The sequence below is a fragment of the Thioalkalivibrio sp. XN8 genome (genome assembly GCF_011058255.1).
Classification (GTDB): Bacteria; Pseudomonadota; Gammaproteobacteria; order Steroidobacterales; family XN24; genus XN24.
Genome location: NZ_JAALFH010000067.1, coordinates 139465 through 155006, shown reverse-complemented (window position 1 = coordinate 155006; position 15542 = coordinate 139465). Strand labels below are relative to the sequence as shown.

General features: G+C 70.9%; 9 protein-coding genes. 7 read left to right on the top strand and 2 right to left on the bottom strand.

All coding sequences use genetic code 11. The annotated features are described in order from the left end of the window. Positions 1–6: 6 nt before the first annotated feature. A complete protein-coding gene (locus tag G6N75_RS12945) occupies positions 7–1332 on the top strand; it encodes an MFS transporter (protein ID WP_165348785.1) in 1326 nt (441 codons plus the stop codon). On the opposite strand, the gene G6N75_RS12940 is transcribed toward G6N75_RS12945, so the two are convergent. Next, positions 1329–2762, bottom strand: a complete 1434-nt coding sequence (locus tag G6N75_RS12940) for a GntP family permease (RefSeq protein WP_206203121.1) — start codon at positions 2760–2762, stop codon at positions 1329–1331. The two genes, G6N75_RS12945 and G6N75_RS12940, sit on opposite strands and share 4 nt — an antisense overlap. 61 nt (positions 2763–2823) lie before the next feature. Between G6N75_RS12940 and G6N75_RS12935 the strand changes: the two genes are divergently transcribed. The 6 genes from G6N75_RS12935 to G6N75_RS12910 are packed head-to-tail and all read left to right on the top strand — an operon-like array spanning position 2824 to position 15065. Next, positions 2824–3801 (top strand): nitrilase-related carbon-nitrogen hydrolase, encoded by a 978-nt coding sequence (locus G6N75_RS12935; RefSeq protein WP_165348784.1) that lies wholly within the window; start codon positions 2824–2826, stop codon positions 3799–3801. Continuing rightward, positions 3798–7109, top strand: coding sequence for a VCBS repeat-containing protein (locus G6N75_RS12930; protein WP_165348783.1), 3312 nt, complete (start codon positions 3798–3800; stop codon positions 7107–7109). The genes G6N75_RS12935 and G6N75_RS12930 overlap by 4 nt, the downstream gene beginning before the upstream one ends. Next, positions 7106–9895 (top strand): multiheme c-type cytochrome, encoded by a 2790-nt coding sequence (locus G6N75_RS12925; protein WP_165348782.1) that lies wholly within the window; start codon positions 7106–7108, stop codon positions 9893–9895. Before G6N75_RS12930 ends, G6N75_RS12925 begins: the two co-directional genes overlap by 4 nt. Positions 9896–9897: 2 nt before the next feature. Beyond that, entirely contained in the window at positions 9898–11721 is a 1824-nt protein-coding gene (locus G6N75_RS12920) for a CRTAC1 family protein (RefSeq protein ID WP_165348781.1), read from the top strand. A gap of 21 nt (positions 11722–11742) precedes the next feature. Continuing rightward, positions 11743–13455 (top strand): CRTAC1 family protein, encoded by a 1713-nt coding sequence (locus tag G6N75_RS12915; RefSeq protein ID WP_165348780.1) that lies wholly within the window; start codon positions 11743–11745, stop codon positions 13453–13455. Beyond that, complete coding sequence (locus tag G6N75_RS12910; RefSeq protein ID WP_165348779.1) at positions 13452–15065, top strand: tetratricopeptide repeat protein; 1614 nt, start codon at positions 13452–13454, stop codon at positions 15063–15065. Before G6N75_RS12915 ends, G6N75_RS12910 begins: the two co-directional genes overlap by 4 nt. Positions 15066–15081: 16 nt before the next feature. On the opposite strand, the gene G6N75_RS12905 is transcribed toward G6N75_RS12910, so the two are convergent. Further along, positions 15082–15522: a universal stress protein gene (locus G6N75_RS12905; RefSeq protein ID WP_165348778.1), complete on the bottom strand. Its 441-nt coding sequence runs from the start codon at positions 15520–15522 to the stop codon at positions 15082–15084. Positions 15523–15542 lie beyond the last annotated feature (20 nt).

Here is a 15542-nt window from a genome sequence, read left to right as displayed (position 1 = left end):
CCGGCCATGACGGGCGGCTACGATCCGGCGCGCTTCGACCGGATCCGCTGGACCATTTACGGCGTCCTGATCGCCGCCTACATGCTGGCCTTCTTCCATCGCTTCGCCCCGGCGATGGTGGCCTCCGAGCTCGCCCAGTCCTTCGGTATCACCGCCGCCGCCCTCGGCTCGCTGGCGGCGATGTACTTCTACATCTACACCGCCATGCAGATTCCCGCCGGGGTGCTCGCAGACACGCTCGGCGCCCGCTTCAGCGTCACCATCGGCAACGTGGTGGCGGGGGGCGGCTCGATCATTTTCGGCCTGGCGGAAACCTTCGCGGCGGCCAGCGCCGGCCGCTTCCTGGTCGGGCTCGGGGTGTCCGTCGTCTTCGTCGGCCTGATGAAGAGCAATACCGCGTGGTTCAGCGAGCGCCGCTACGGGACCATCAGCGGCCTGACGCTGCTGCTGGGCAACCTCGGCGCCATCGCCGCGACCGGGCCGATGGCGCTGATCCTGATGCGGATGGAATGGCGCACCCTGTTCGTCGGACTCGGCGTGTTCGCCATGGTCCTGGGCGTCGTGTCCTGGTTGCTGGTGCGTAACCGGCCGGAAGAGCTCGGCTTTCCCTCGGTGCGGGAAATGGAGGGCGAGACGGCGCACGCGCCGCGCGCGCGGCACTGGCTGCAGGACCTGCGCTCGGTGCTGGCCAACCGGCGCCTGTGGCCGGGCTTCGTCTACGACTTCGGCATGACCGGCAGCCTGTTCGCCATGCTCGGCCTGTGGGCGGTGCCCCTGCTGCGCGACGTCCACGGCCTGAGCCGCGGGGAGGCCTCCGTCTACACCACGCTGGCCACGGCCGCCTTCGCCGTGGGCTGCCTGGTCGCGGGCAGCCTGTCGGACCGGATGGGCCGGCGGCGCCCCATCCTGCGCGGCGGTGCCCTCGTCTACCTGGCGGTATGCCTGGCGCTGCTACTGCTGCCCTGGCGGCCGGGCTGGCTCGCGCTGGGGCTGTTCGCCCTGCTCGGCCTGAGCGCCGGCAGTTTCGTCGTGGCCTACGCCCACGCCAAGGAGGTCACCGCCCCCGCCGTCTCCGGCATGGCCATCGCCCTGGTCAACACGGGACTGTTTCTCGGCACGGCCCTGTTCCAGCCGCTGTTCGGCTGGGCCATGGATCTCGGCTGGGACGGGACCCTGGTCGGCGGGGCGCCGGTCTACAGCGCGACGGATTACGGCCGCGGGCTGTGGCTGCTGGCGGGCTTCGCCGCCCTCGCCGTGCTCGCGTCCCGGGCGCTGGTCGAGACGAACTGCCAGAACCTGACGCTGGCGACGCCGCCGGACCGCCGCCGCTAGCCAGTAAGGACTGCCAGTCCCAGCACCGCCAGGGTGGCGAACACCGGCACTACGATGGTCACCATGGCGATATCCCGGTACGCCTTGCGGTAGGACAGGCCCATGATGGTCATCATCACGACCACGGCCCCGCAATGCGGCAGCGAGTCCAGCCCGCCGGAGGCCAGGGTTGCGATCCGGTGCAGCAGCTCGGGCTCGATGCCCATCTCCAGGTAGCGCGGCGCCAGCGAGGCCATGAAGATCTGCAGGCCGCCGGAGGCCGACCCGGTGATGGCGGCCACCGTGCTGATGGACAGGAAGGCCGACAACAGCGGCGGCAGGCTGCTGTCCACGACCAGGCCGGAGAAGGCCGCGAAGCCCGTAGTCTGGATCACCACGCCGCCGAAGCCGATGATGGCGGCCGTGTTCGCGATCGGCAGGATCGAGTCGTTGGTGCCGCGCCCGAGACTCGCCAGCCACTGGCCGCGCAGCCGCGGCAGCAGCAGCAGCGCGAGGACGGTTCCAACGGCCAGCGCCAGGCTGGGCCAGAACACGGGCTGGCTGCCGGCAAAGCCCACCACGCGGGCGGGCAGGGAAGCCGAGCCCGCCGGGATGACGATCGCCAGCAGGCGGGGACCGATGATGATGCCCAGCACGACCAGCAGGGGCAGCAGCGCCGCCAGGCGGCCGGGGCGGCCGGCCTCGAGCTCCGCGTCGTCCGGCACGTGCTCGCTCGGGGCCGGGTCGAAACCCTCGCCGCGCGCCAGGGCCGCGCGCCGCTCCCGCTCCAGGTAGGCCATGCCGAACACGATCATGAGCGCGCTGGCCACCAGTCCCAGCACGGGCGCGGCGAACAGGTCGGTGCCCAGCGAGCGCGCCGCTATGACGTTGTGGATCGAGGGCGTGCCCGGCATGGCGGTCATGGTGAAAGTGCCGGCGCCCAGCGCCGCTGCGCCCGCCAGCAGGCGCTTCGGCGTGTTGGCGTCCCGCGCCAGCTCCAGCGCCAGGGGGTAGACGGCGAAAATCACCACGAAGACCACGACGCCGCCGTAGGTCATCAGGGCGCAGGCCAGCATGATGATCCACAGTACCCGTTCACGCCCGAGCAGGTCGCGGAACATCAGGGCGATGGTGGTCGTGGCGCGCCCCTCGGCCATGACTTTGCCAAAGATCGCGCCGGCAATGAAAATCAGGAAGAACTGGCCCGCGAAAGTGAACGCGCCCGAGCGCCCGGTCGCATAGTGCTGCAGCAGGCTGTCGGTCAGCGGCAGCCCGTTGCTGAGCGCCACCACGATCGCCGCCAGGAGCGAGGCCAGGATGACATTCACGCCACGCAGTACCAGCCAGATCAGCAAGGCGAGGGACAGCAGGAGGCCGAGGTTCGCAAGCATCCGCGGAAGATAATTGGACAGGCTGCCGGCGTCCAGCATCGGGCGGGAAAAACCGGCCAAATCAGGTATCCTGCGGGTTCGCGTCGGCCCCGGCCGGCACCCGGACGACGACCCTTGACCGATGTACTACGCTGCCGCCTGCCAGACCGACTTCCCCTGCCCTGCCGACCGCTCCGAGATCGCCGCCCGTGCCCGGCGGATGTGCGAGATCGCCGAGCAGGCCATTCTCGGCTACGAGCCCTTTTTCGACGTGCGGCTGCTGGCCTTTCCCGAGTTCGCCCACGCCGTGCCGATCCACGACTCGGTCGACAAGCTGCTGCGCCACCTCGCCATCCCGGTCCCGAACGAGCACACCGACCGTTACCACGCACTGGCGCGGAAATACGGCTGCTATATCCAGACCGGCACTTTCCTGGAGCGGGACGACGACTATCCCGGCACGGTGTTCAACACGACCGCGCTGGTCGGACCGCAGGGGGTGCTGGCGAAATACCGCAAGGTGAATCCCTGGATTCCCTGGGAAATCCATGCCAGCCCGCATGATTTCCCGGACTACGCCGACGACCCCTTCCCGGTCGTCGACACGGAACTCGGCAAGCTGGGAGTGGCGATCTGCTACGACTGGCTGTTTCCGGAGACCATTCGCGAACTGGCCTTCCGCGGCGCCGAGGTGCTGATCCGCGTTTCCGCCTACATGGACCCGTGGGGCACGGCCGCGCCGATGGACTGGTGGACGCTGGTCAACCGGACCCGGGCGCTGGAGAACACCGCCTACGTGGTGGCGGCCAACCAGGGCGCGAAGCTGGAGAACTACCCGCCATTCAGCTGGCCCGGCGGCAGCATGGTGGTGGACTACGACGGCCGTGTCCTGGCGCAGGCCGATCCCGGCGCCGGTGAAAAGGTGGTGGTGGCGCCGATCAACATCGACATGCTCCGCGCGGAGCGGGAGCGACGGCTCGGTCACGACACCCGCGCGCATTTCCGCAGCGCCGTGCACCGCTATGCCGGCCGCGCCTACCTCGAGCCGGCCACCGGCGCGGAGATCAGCAGCGATGCGCTGAAGGCGCGCATCGTGGCGGCACGGCGGGAGCTGAAATGAACACCAAAGCTCATTCGATGCGCATGCTTTCCCTGCTCGCCGCGGTCGTGCTCGGCGCGTTACTGGCCGGCTGCCGGCCCGCACCCGATCCGTTCTCCGCAGACGAGATCCGGCGCAATAACCTCGGCGTCGGGCTGATGGGCCAGTATCGCAACGAGGATGCCCGGCAGGTCTTTGCCGAGCTGGTCGAAGCGCGGCCGGACTGGCTGGACGCGCGGGTGAACCTCGCCATCGCCACGCTGAACCGGCAGCGCGAGGGCGACGAGAAACGGGCGCTGGACATCGTCGGTGCCGTGCTGGCGGAGGATCCGGACCACGAGCGGGCCCTGTATGTGGCCGGCCTGCTGAACCTGTACCTGGGCGCGAGCGAGGCCGCGGTGGAGAAACTGGAGCGCGTCGCAACCCAGGCGACCGACGACGCGCATGCAGCGTATTTCCTGGGCCAGGCGCTGGTCCAGCTGGGTCGCACCGAGGAAGCGCTGCAGTGGTACCGCGAGGCGGTACGCCGCGACCCTTACCTGCGCAGCGGCTACTACGGTGCGGCCCTGGTGCTGAGGCGCGAAGGCAGTCGCGAGGAGGCGCGCGCAATGCTCGAGGCCTACCAGCGCTTCGAGAACAACCCCCGCGCCCACCTGGCAGAGTTTCGCTATACGCGCAAGGGGCCGCGGGCCGAAGCGCTGGCGATCGACCTGCCCGAGGCAGACCCGCCGGCCAGGCCCGTCGGACCCGTGTTCGGCCAGCGCGTGACCGCCGGCGCTGTGCCGGAGGGCGGCTATATCGACCTTACGGTCGCCGACATCGACGCTGACGGGCGCTTCGACCTTTACCTTGCCGGTGGGGATGACGCCGCCAGCCTGGTGCTGCTGCAGTCCGCCGAGGGACACTTCGTGGCCCGTCCGGACCATCCCCTCAGCGGGCATGCCGGCGTGACGGCAGCGGCCTGGGCCGACATCGACAACGACGGCCGGCTCGACGTGTTCCTCTGCCGCCGGGATGCCCCGGCGCTGTTCCTGCAGGATGCCGACGGCTGGCGCGACGTGGCGGCAGCGGCCGGCCTGGCGGACGCGGGTTCCTGCATCGCGGTCGCCGCCTTCGATGCGGACCACGACGGCGACATCGACCTCCTGCTGAGCCTGGTCGACGGCCCGGCGACGCTGTTCAACAACAATCTCGACGGCACCTTCCGGCGGCTCGACGCGCTGCCGCCCCAGTCCGCCACCGCGCGCCGCAGCCTGGCGCTGGACCTCGACCTCGACCGGGACGCGGATATCCTGGTCCTCAACCGAGAAGGTCCCCACCAGGTGCTGCGCAACGACCGTCTCTGGCGCTACGAGCCTGCGGCGGGTTTCGCCGCCTTTGCGTCAACGCCGCTGGCGGCCGCCTCGCCCGGCGACCTGGATGCCGACGGCGAGCTGGAACTCTACGCCGTCGACGCGGCCGGCGACCTGCTGCAATGGCGGGCCGACGAAGACGGCCAATGGGTCGCCGCCGTGATCAGGCCAGCCGTCGCCCCGCCCGGCGCCCCCGTCGAGCTCGCGCTGCTGGATCTCGACGGTTCCGGGCGCGCCGACCTGCTGTTACACCATGCCGCCGGCTTCATGGCCCTCGGCTTCGACGCCGCCGGCAAGCTCGTGGTGCTGCACGAGGAAGAGGCGGCGCTCGATGTCCTGGCGCCGGTGCTGCTGGACCCCGCACGGGGCTACGCGCTGGCCGGCGTGGCGGCCGGAGCGGACGGTCCCGAGCTGGCGCTCTGGCCGGCCGGCCCCGGCCGGCAATCCTTCCTGGCCCTCGCGCCGACCGGCCGTTCGGATACCGGCGAGGGCATGCGCTCGAACGCATCGGGCATCGGCACCGCGGTGATGCTGCGCACGCTCGACGGCTGGACCCTGGCCGACACCTACGACCGCCACTCGGCCCCGGGTCAGAGCCTGCAGCCGCTCGCCCTCGGGCTCGGCGGCCGCAACCGCGCCGACTTCATCCGGCTGACCTGGACCGACGGCGTGCTGCAGACGGAGCTGGGCCTGGACGCGGGCGAGTTGCACCCGATCGCGGAAACCCAGCGGCAGCTGGCCAGCTGCCCCATCCTCTACGCCTGGAACGGCGAGCGCTTCGAATTCGTCAGCGACGTGCTCGGGGTGGGCGGCATCGGCTTCCTGCTCGAGCCGGGCCGCTATTCGACGCCGCGCCCATGGGAGTATTTCCGTCTGCCGGAGGGCGCACTGGTCGCACGCGACGGCCGTTATGCCCTGAAGATCGGCGAGCCGATGGAGGAGATCGCGTATCTCGACACCCTGCGGCTGCACGTCTACGACCTGCCGCCCGGCTGGAACCTCGCCCTGGACGAGCGCATGTACACCGGCGGCGGCCCGGCCCCGACCGGCGCGCCGGTGTTCTACCGGGACGACAAGATCCTCGCCGTGGCGCGCGCGATCGACGACCGTGGCGACGACGTGACCGAACTGCTGGCCGCCCGCGATAACCGCGCCGCGCCGCCCGGCCGCCGGGACCCTCGTTTCCTCGCCCGGCTGGCCGGGGAGCACGTGCTGGAACTCGAGTTCGAGGCGCCGCTGGACAGCCTGGCCGGGCCGCCCGTGCTGGTGGCGGACGGCTGGGTGGAGTACCCCTACTCCCAGACCGTGTTCGCCGCCTGGCAGGCCGGCGCCGGGTACGCGCCGCCGACGCTGGAGGCGCAGGACGCCGCCGGCCAATGGGTGGTGGTTTACGAGGCCTTCGGCTACCCGGCCGGCATGCCGCGCGAGATGTCGCTCCCGCTGGTGGGCCTGCCGGCCGGGACGCAGCGGCTGCGGCTGCGCTCCAACTGGGAAATCTACTGGGATCGCATCCGGATCGTCGGCCACGAGCCGCAGCCCGCGGCCACCGTGCTGCAGTCCCCGTCCATGGTCGCCGCGCGCGTCGCCAAGACCGGCTTCGCCCGCCGGGTCACTTTCGAGCAGCAGCGACCCTACTACGACTATTCGGACCGCAGCCCCTTCTGGGACACCCGCTACCAGTCGGGTTTCTATACCGCGCTCGGACCGGTCCTGCCCCTGGTCGAGGAACAGAACGACGCCTTCGCCGTGATCGGGCCGGGTGACGAGCTCCACGTAGAGTTCGACGCGCCGCCGCCATTGCCCGACCGGCGCCGCGTGCTCGTGCTGGAGGCGCGCGGCTACGCCAAGGACATGGACATGTACACCCTCGACGGCGAGACCGTCGGCCCGCTGCCCAGCACGCCGGGCGCCGGCGACCCGGGCCGCCGCGAGGCGCTGCACGAGCAATACCTGATCCGCTACCAGGGCGGGGAATGAAGCCACGCGCCGTCGTCACCGGGCCCGCCGTCAGCCCGCGGCTGAGAATCCTGCTGGCAATCCTGCTGGCGGTATTCGGCCTGCTGGCGGTCAACAGTTTCTACCTGGGGCTGGTGACCTTCCTGGAGTGGTGGCAGCAGCGCGGCATCCAGGACCAGTTCTACCAGTTCATGTTCCTGTTCCACCTCGTGGCCGGACTCGCACTCGTGGTGCCGGCGGCGATCTTCATCGCCTCGCACCTGCGCCGCGCCTGGCGCCGGCCGAATCGCAACGCGGTGCGGGCCGGCCTCGGCCTCCTTGCCGCCATTGCGGCCCTGCTGGCGAGCGGCCTGCTGCTGGTGCGCTTCGACTTCTTCAGCGTGCGCAACCCCGCGGTGCGCGAGATCGCCTACTGGGTGCACGTGGTCGCACCCCTGCTGTGTGTCTGGCTGTTCGTGCTGCATCGCCTGGCCGGGCCCCGGATCCGCTGGCGCAGCGGCTTGCTGATCGCGGGCCCGGGACTGGCCGCGGCAGCCGTGCTGGTCGCCTTCCAGGTCCACGGTCTCCGGGCCGGTCCCGCCGGCGGCAACGATGACGCCCAGTTCGCGCCCTCGCTCATGGCCACCGCCACCGGCGAGCACATCCCGGCGCGCGAGCTGATGATGGACGAGTACTGCGCCGAATGTCATGCCGACGTTTACGAGCAATGGAGCCACAGCGCCCATCGCTTCGCGTCCTTCAACAATCCCGTCTACCTGTTCGCCGTGCGCAACACCCGGCAGGTGCTGGCCGAGCGCGATGGCGACGTTGCCGGGGTCCGCGTCTGCGCCGGCTGTCACGACGTCGTGCCGATGCTTTCGGGCGCCCTGGACGATCCCGGCTTCGACGACGTGCACGATCCTACCGCCGCCGCCGGGATCAACTGCACGGTGTGCCATGCCGTGACCTCGGTCGACAGCCCGCGGGGCAATGCCGACCTCACCATCACGGCGCCCCGGCACTACCCCTTCGCCTTCAGCGACAACGCGTTGCTGGCCTGGGTCAACCGGCAGTTGATCAAGGCCAAGCCGGACTTCCATCGCCGCACCTTTCTCAAGCCGCTGCATCGCACGCCCGAGTTCTGCGGCGCCTGCCACAAGGTGCACCTGCCCGAGGAACTGAACCGGTACCAGTGGTTGCGCGGCCAGAACCACTACGACTCCTTCCTGCTGAGCGGCGTGTCCGGCCACGGCGTCGCCAGCTTCTACTACCCGCCCGAGGCCGAGCCCAATTGCAACGGCTGCCACATGGTGCCGCGCCCGTCCGACGACTTTTCCAGCCGCGTCCGGGCGCCCGGCGAGGAAGCGACCGTGCTGGGCCACCTGTTCCCGGCGGCCAACACCGCCCTGCCCCATTTCTTCGGTCTGCCGCCGGAAGTCACGGCCGAGCACCGGGAGATGCTTACCGGCTCCATGCGCCTCGACATCGTGGCGCTGCGCGAGGGCGCCGCGGTCGACGGCCGTCTGGTCGGGCCGCTGCGGCCGCAGGTGCCGGTGCTGCAGCCGGGCCGCGAATACCTGTTGCAGCTCGTGCTGCGCAACCTGCGGGTCGGGCATGCCTTCACGCAGGGCACTTCCGACTCGAACGAAACCTGGGTGGAACTGGAAGTGCTGCACGACGGCGCGGTCATCGCCCGCAGCGGCGGCATTGATCCGGTGACTGGGGCCGTCGACCCCTGGGCGCATTTCGCCAACACCTACATGCTCGACCGTGACGGGCAGCGTATCGACCGGCGCAATGCCGAGGACATCTTCGTCCCGCTGTACGATCACCAGGTCCCACCCGGCGCTGCGGACCTGCTGCACTATCGTCTCGCCGTGCCCGAGGGCCTTGCCGGCGAGCTCGAGATCCGGGCGCGCCTGCACTACCGCAAGTTCGACACCCGGCTGATGCAGCTCATGCTGGGCCCGGCATTCGCCGGCAACGACCTGCCGATCACGACGCTGGCCGAGGATGCCCTGGTGTTCGAGGTCGGCGAGGACGGCGGCTGGCACTCCGTCGAGGCCCCGGCTACGCCGGCATGGGAACGCTGGAACGACTACGGGATCGGCGCCCTGCGCAAGCCCCAGCGGCGCCAGTTGCGGCAGGCCGAGGAGGCCTTCGGGCGCGTCGAGGCCCTGGGCCGGGCTGACGGTTCGCTGAACCTGGCCCGGACCTACCTGCAGGAGGGCCGCCTCGACGAGGCCGCCGCCGCGCTCCGGCGGGCGCTCGAGCATCCCGAGCCGGCGCCGGCCTGGTCCGGCGCCTGGTTCGGCGGCCAGCTCCTGTTTCAGCAGGGCCGCCTGGAAGAAGCCACGGCCGCCTTCACCGCGCTGGCGGAGACCCGGTTTGCCGCAGCCCGGCAACGGGGCTTCGACTTCTCGCGGGACTACCGCCTCCTCAACCAGCTCGGCCTGACATGGCTGGAGCGCGCCCGGCAGGTTGGCGGCGGCGACGGCGCGGCGCGGGGCGCAGCGCTGCGCGAGGCCCGTGAGTGGTTTCTCGCCGCGCTCGCCGAGGATCCCGAGAACAGCACCGCGCACTACAACCTGGCGCGGGTCTACGCCGAACTCGGCGATGCGCCCGAGGCCGACCGGCACCGCGCCGAGTACGCCCGCTACCGGGTCAACGACAATGCCCGCGACCATGCGGTCGCCGCGGCGCGGCGGGCCAACCCGGCGGCCAACCATGCGGCCGACCCGGTCGTGGTCTACGACCTGCACCGACCGGGCCGCGCGGATTACCCGCTCTCGGTGCCGGCGTTCGCGGCCGGCCTGGAGGACCGGTGAGCATGAACCGACCGTCCCGTGACGCCGCCATCGGGGTGGCCTTCCGGCGCTCGCTGGTGGTCATCGGCGTGGTGGCGGCCGTGGCGCTGGTCGTCGTCCTGGTCCGGCTCCTCGGGGCGCCCCCGCCACCGGAGATTCCCGAAGCCGATGTCGACCTCTCCGGCCTGCTCGCGAACGAGCGCCAGCCGACGCCGACGCCGGCGCAGTTTCGCGACATCACCCGCACTGCCGGCATCGACTTCGTGCACCAGAACGGCGCCCGGGGCGACCGCATGCTGCCGGAGACCATGGGCGGCGGCGTGGCCTGGCTGGACTTCGACAACGACGGTGACCAGGACCTCCTGTTCGTCAATTCCGACACCTGGCCGTTCGCGCGGGATCCAGCCGCGCCCCGCCCGCGCGCCCTTTACCTGTACCGCAATGACGGCACCGGTCGCTTCTCCGACGTCGCCGACGAGGCCGGGCTCGGCGCCGCGGCATTCTATGGCCAGGGCGTCGCCGTCGCGGATTTCGACGCCGACGGCTGGACGGACCTGTTCGTCACCGCCGTGGGGGAGAACCGCCTCTACCGCAACCTGGGCGGGAAGTTCGTCGACGTCAGCGCCGCGGCCGGCGTCGCCGGCGGCGCCGACACCTGGAGCACGTCGGCGGGTTTCTTCGATCACGACGGCGACGGCTGGCTCGATCTCTTCGTCGTCAACTACGTGCAGTGGTCGCGCGAGATCGACCTGGAAGTGGACTACCGGCTGGCCGGCGTCGGCCGCGCTTACGGGCCGCCGACCAACTTCCGCGGCACCCAGTCCTACCTGTACCGCAACAACCGCGACGGCACTTTTACCGAAACCGGCGCCGCGGCGGGCATTCACGTCAGCCACGCCGCCACCGGCCAGCCGGTCGGCAAGGGCCTCGCCCTGGTCTTGGTCGACTTCGACGAGGATGGTGACCTGGACGTGGTGGTGGCGAACGACACCGTGCGCAACTTCGTATTCCTTAACCACGGCGACGGCACCTTCGAGGAGATCGGCATCGCGGCCGGCGCGGGGTTCGACCGGAACGGCCTGGCCACCGGCGCCATGGGCATCGACGCCGCCTACTTCCGCAACGACGACGCGCTGGCGGTGGCCATCGGCAACTTCGCCAACGAGATGAGCTCCTTCTTCGTCGCCGCCGGGGGCAGTGGTCAGTTCTCCGACGAAACCATCATCGCCGGCATCGGCCCGGCCTCGCGTGCCGCACTGACCTTCGGCGTGCTGTTCCTGGACTACGACCTGGACGGCCGGCTCGATTTCCTGCAGGCCAATGGCCATGTCGAGAACGAGATCAACCGGGTGCAGGCCGGCCAGCAGTACCGCCAGCCGGCGCAGCTGTTCTGGAACTGCGGCGCTGCCTGCCGGCAGCCATACGTGCTCGTCCCGCCGGCGCAGACCATGGATCTCGCGCAACCCATCGTCGGCCGCGGCGCCGCCCATGCCGACCTCGACGGCGACGGGCGGCTCGACCTCGTGCTGACCCAGGCCGGCGGCGCACCGCTGCTGCTGCGCAACGAGACGCCGATCTCGCACCGCTGGCTGAGGCTGCAGCTCGTCGGCCGGGCGCCCAATACCCACGCCATCGGCGCCGAAGTCCGGCTGGAGGGTCCCGACGGCGCGCAGCGACGGACGGTAAACCCGACGCGCAGCTACCTGTCCCAGGTCGAGCTGCCCCTGACTTTCGGGCTGGGCGCCGCCACCTCGGTCGGAACCCTGACCATCCGCTGGCCGGACGGCACCGAACAGGTGCTGCAGGGCCTCGAGCCCGACCGGCTGCATGTCATCCACCAGCCCTGACCCGCCGTATAATCCCGCGCCATGAACGGATTTCGCCCGGCTGCCATGACGATCCTGCTCGGCGCCCTGACGGCCCCGGCCGCTGCCCAGGAGCCCTGGTTCGTAGACGTGGCGTCCGAGGCCGGGGTCGATTTCACCTACCGCAACGGCATGGCCGGACGGTTCTGGTTTCCCGAGATCATGGGCGGCGGCGTCGCCCTGCTCGACTACGACAACGACGGGCGGCTCGACATCTACCTGGTGCAGGGCGGGCTCATGCCCGGCACCGCGGGTGACCAGAAGGCGGCCGGCGGCGACCGGCTGTTTCGCAACGAGTCATTCCGGGACGAGGACGGCCGCTGGGTGCCCCGCTTTCGCGATGTCACGCGCGCGGCCGGGATCGAGGCGCACGGCTACGGCATGGGTGTCGCCACCGGGGACTACGACGCCGACGGCTTCACCGACCTCTACCTGCTGAACCTGGGCGACAACCAGCTCTGGCGCAACAACGGCGACGGCACTTTCAGCGACGTTACCGGCACCGCCGGGGTCAACGACCCGGGCTGGAGCGTCAGTGCGAGTTTCGCCGACCTCGACGGCGATGGCCGCGAGGAACTCGTGGTCGCCAACTACGCCGACTACACGGTGGCCCGGAACAAGGAATGCCGCAGCGCGCTGACCAGCCAGCTGGATTACTGTTCTCCCTCCACGTACGCGGGGGTGCCCGACCGGCTGTTCCACAACCTCGGCGACGGGCGCTTCGAGGATGCGACTGCGAGGGCCGGCCTCGGCGACGTGGCACGCCACGGCCTGGGCGTGATCGTCGCGGACCTCGACTATGACGGCCGGCCGGATATTTACGTCGCCAACGACGGCGATCCCAATTCGCTCTGGCTCAACGAAGGCGGCCTGCGCTTCCGGGACGAGGCCTTCCTGGCCGGCAGCGCGGTCAACGCGGACGGCATGACCGAAGCCGGGATGGGCGTCGATGCCGGCGACTACAACCGCTCGGGCGCCAAGGACCTGTTCGTGACTCATATGCGCGCCGAGACCAACACGCTGTATCGCAACGAAGGCGACGGCTGGTTCACCGACGTGACCTCCAGCGCGGGGCTGGGGGTGCCGAGCCTCAGCTATACCGGCTTCGGCACGGCCTGGACCGACGTGAACCTGGACGGCTGGCTGGACCTCGTCATCGGCAATGGCGCCGTCACCCTCGAGCGTGACCTGGTCGAGGCCGGCAGCGACTTTCCCTACCACCAGCGCAACCAGCTGTTCCTCAACGAGGGCAACGGGCGCTTTCGCGAGGCCTCGGAGGCGGCCGGCCCGGCCTTCGCCGTGCCCAATGTGACCCGCGGCGCCGCGGTCGGCGACCTGGACAACGACGGCCGCCCGGACGTGGTGTTCAGCAACATCGAGGGGCCGGCCCAGGTGCTGATGAACCGGATGGAGATTGCCGGCCACTGGCTCGGGCTGGAGCTGGTCGACGCCTCGGGCCGGCGGCATGCGACGGGGAGCTTCGCCTGGCTGCTCGACGCAGACGCGCCCCCGTACCTGCGCCACGCGCGGGCGGACGGGTCCTACGCCTCGGCCCAGGACCCCCGCCTGCGCTTCGCCCTCGGCGACAGCGCGGCGCCGCGCGCAGTCCGGGTGCGCTGGCCCGATGGCAGCGACGAAGAGTTTCGCGGCCTCGCCGCCGACCGGTACCACACGCTCACCCAGGGCGAAGGCGTCGCCGTGGAGGGCGCGCGGTGAATAAACGGCCCGGCATCATGTTGGGCGCGCTGTGGTGCGTGCTGCTGCTGGGCGCCGGCGGTCCCGTCCGGGCGTCCGACGCCACGATTCCGACCGCCGATCTCGGCGGCTTCCCGGCGCCGGTGCAGGCCGCGATCACGGCGGCCCGATCGAGCCTCGAGGAGGCGCTGGCCGAACCCGGCCAGCCCGATCGCCAGGCCCTCGCCTGGGGCCAGTACGGGGACGTCCTGTTCGTCCATGAGCTGCTCGCCCAGGCGCGGGAAGCTTACGCCCGGGCGCGGGCCCTGCAGCCCGACAACCAGTCCTGGGCGTACCTGCAGGCCCTGGTCGAGGTCGGCGCCAATGATCCCGCTGCCGCCACGGCTTTCCTGGACGAGGTGCTCGAACTGGCGCCCGACGACGTCCCGGCCCTGCTGCGGCGCGGCCGGATGCGCCTGGAAGCGGGCCAGCCGGACCTCGCGGCGCGCGACTTCGAGCGCGCCCGCGGGCTGGCGCCGCAGGCTCCGGCTGCGCTCGCCGGCCTCGGGCAGGTGGCCCTCGCCGGGGAGCGCTATGCGGCAGCCGCGGAGTACCTGGAACAGGCACTGGCCCTCGATCCGGCCGCCTCCCAGCTGCACCACTCGCTGGGCATGGCCTACCGCGGCCTGGGTGAGATCGAGCGGGCCCGCTACCACCTGGAACGTCGCGGCAACCGCCCAGCCTCGATCGTGGACCCGCTGTTCGACGCCGTCCGGTCCAAGTCCCGCAGCTCGCAGTTCTATGTCGAAATGGGCCTGGACCTTGCCGCCACCGGCCGGCTGGAGGACGCCGCCCTGGCCATGCAGCGGGCCATCCAGCTCGATCCCGATTCCCGCCCGGCCCTGCTCAATGCCGGCGAGCTGCTGGCCCGGCTCGGCAACACCGCTGCCTCGCGGATGGTCTTCGAGCGCCTGGTGTCCCTGGACCCCGACGACAGCCGCGCCTGGTTCTATCTCGGCCAGCTGGACGAACTGGAGGGCGAGCCGGAAACTGCGCTGGAGCGCTACGGTCGTGCCCTGGCCGCGGATGCAGAGGAGTCCGACGCCAGGCTGGCGCTCGCCGACCTGATGTTCAGCCGCGGCGACTTCCGGGCGGCCGCGGTCGAATACCAGCGCCTGCGTGACGGCGCGGGACGCGTCGAGGAGCAAACCCTCTACGGCCTGCTGCTGGGGGCGAGCCTGCTCGGCGCTGGCGACTGCGAGCGCGCCCTGGCCGCGGCGGAGCAGACGCTCCAAACCACCGGCCAGGCGGCCGTGGAGCTGACCGCCATGGTCGTGCGCCTGCGCGCGACCTGCGGCCGCAACGAGCCGGCCCGTCGCCAGGCCGCGGTGGTCCTGGCGGAAGCACTTTACCAGCAGGTCCCGGGGCAGGTGTCGGCCGAGGCCCTGGCCATGGCCTACGCGGCGGCCGGCAGTTTCGACGAGGCGGTGGAACTGCAGATGCAGGCGATTTTCGAAGCCCTCAAGTCCGGTGGGTTGGAAGGTCGCCCCGACCTGCGGGAGAACCTGCAACGCTACGAGAGCGGCCAGGGGGCGGCGGCGGCCTATGCGCCGGAACACCCCTTGTTCAGTGCGCGGCGCCTCGGCTCCTGAGCCGGGCGTTCGTGTCCTAGGTCACCACGGTCACGGGCACGGCGGCGTGGCGCAGTACCTTGTCGCTGACACTGCCGAGCACCAGGGTCCGCAGCGGTGACATCCCGCGCCGGCCCATCACCACCAGGGTCGCCGGCTCTGCCTCGGTCCGGGCGATGATCTGCTCGGCCGGGTCGCCGATGGCGATGGCCGGCTCGAAGCGCTGCTGCATCTCGGCATCGAGCGCCAGGCGGACCTGGTCGAAAGCCCGCTGGCCGCAGCCCTGGGCCGCTTCCTCGACGTCCTGGCGCGACATGCCGGCCATCCCGACCAGCTCCATCGAGGCGGCGGGAAAGACGTAGAACAAAGTCGCCGGGACCTCCAGGCTGGCCGCCAGCTGGATACCGAAACGCGCCGCGCGAGCCGAGTTCTCCGAACCGTCGACCGGCACGAGGATCGAGTTGATGTAGCCCTTCATCCGGCTTCTCCCGCCTGTCC